The organism is Cupriavidus sp. CuC1, assembly GCF_044627735.1.
Taxonomy (GTDB): domain Bacteria; phylum Pseudomonadota; class Gammaproteobacteria; order Burkholderiales; family Burkholderiaceae; genus Cupriavidus; species Cupriavidus ulmosensis.
Window position 1 is genome coordinate 1 of record NZ_JBIUHC010000369.1, and the last position, 1,505, is coordinate 1,505.

Sequence of the window (1,505 nt, forward strand, 5' to 3'; positions counted from 1 at the left end):
GGCTCAGGATTTCCCACAAGTTGACTGATCATGCTATTCGTTCTGCCTGAAGAGCTGATACATCTTTGTGACTTCGTGCAATACAAGGAACCCACGCCACATGACGGTTGGGCCGGGGGGGCGGTCATGCTTGCGATTCAAATAGCCACCCAGCATGGCGATCCACAATACCGTCTGCTGCAACGAGGGCGTGTGCTTTGGCAACTGGGTCGTGCGATGCGTGTGGCAATACAGCGCTTGCCATTCGACGGGTTGCAGCAATACTTCGCAGGACAGATCGGTGTCGATTCGTGCCAGCAGGGTCGCGTACATGATGCGCCAAGCGATGACCGCAAACAGGGCGGTGGCCCTCTCGAAGCGTTCGAGGGTGCCGAACTGGCGGGCCTCGACTCGGCAACCGCTTTTCAGCACGCGATGCCACGATTCAATCGTCCAGCGTCGTGCATACCAGGCCAGTCGCTCAAGGACCTCCTCAAGCGTAGTCGTTGGCACGGAACTCAGCAGCATCCATTCGAGGGGCTCAACGCCGTCCGGGGGCGCATCTTCGATTGCGTGAATCGCAAATACGTCGATCTCGGTCAGGCGGCTCGCGCGCGCCCTCGGGGGCCGCAGTCGCACCGCCGCGCAACGCAATGTCAGGCGTGCTGTTCGCTGGGGCACGTTGCCTCTGGCGGGCACCAGCAGGTCAGTATTGCCCAGCGGCGCGGCGGCCTGCACGGTTTCCCAAAGATACTCCTGGGGATCTCGGACGCGGCGATCGCGAGCCGCGCGAATCAGCCAGTCCACGCCATCGGGACGTTCAGTTGCAAACAGTTCGTACACGTCGCTCTCACGGTCGCCCACGCCGACAAGCCGGGTTTCGGCACAACGTGCCTTCAGGGCGCCAAGATGCTCGATGCCTTCAATCCATTTGATGCTTTCTTTCTCGGTGATCGAGCGCGCCTTGCGCTGATGCTTCTTGCCGAACGCCTCATCGGGACGTACCCAGGTCTTCATGCCCAGCACACCCAGTGGCAGGCCCTCAGGCGTAACGGCCAGCAAACTGTGCATCAGGAAGCCGCGCTCGGTACGGCCAGAGCCATAACCCAAGCCTGCGGTCGCGGGCAGATGCGACAAGTTGAATTCGGTCGTGTCCTGCACGGCCAGCACAACAGGTACTTGCCTCATGCGATCCAGCGTTTGCGCAATGTGCGGCGCCAGGACTCCGTCCGTATCGACCCGTGTATTGTCGAAGAACCGATATGCGGCCTTGAGTTCAGCGGATTTGAGCGATTGCGGAAACGAGCCCTGCGGGCTGCAGGCGAGCCGACGCGCCAAGGCAACAAGGCGCTGCGTCAAGCGTGCGTCGCCCAGATTCGCTTCGCTGAACTCGGTGCTTGCCCAATCGTCGATGTCGTCTTCGCCCGCCAAAGTAGAAGGTCGCTAAAAACAAGGTGTGCGAAAGTTAACACCAGTCTTCCTCGTTTACAAGCAAATTTCCCGCGCTTCACCCCAGAAATGTGGGG

1 protein-coding gene is annotated in these 1,505 nt (G+C 60.4%); it reads right to left on the reverse strand.

The annotated features are described in order from the left end of the window. Nucleotides 1-33: 33 nt before the first annotated feature. The gene (locus tag ACGLHR_RS51690; protein WP_400103879.1) at nt 34-1,410 is read right to left on the reverse strand and encodes an IS4 family transposase; all 1,377 of its coding nucleotides are present in this window, start codon (nt 1,408-1,410) and stop codon (nt 34-36) included. Between the last annotated feature and the right edge of the window lie 95 nt (nt 1,411-1,505).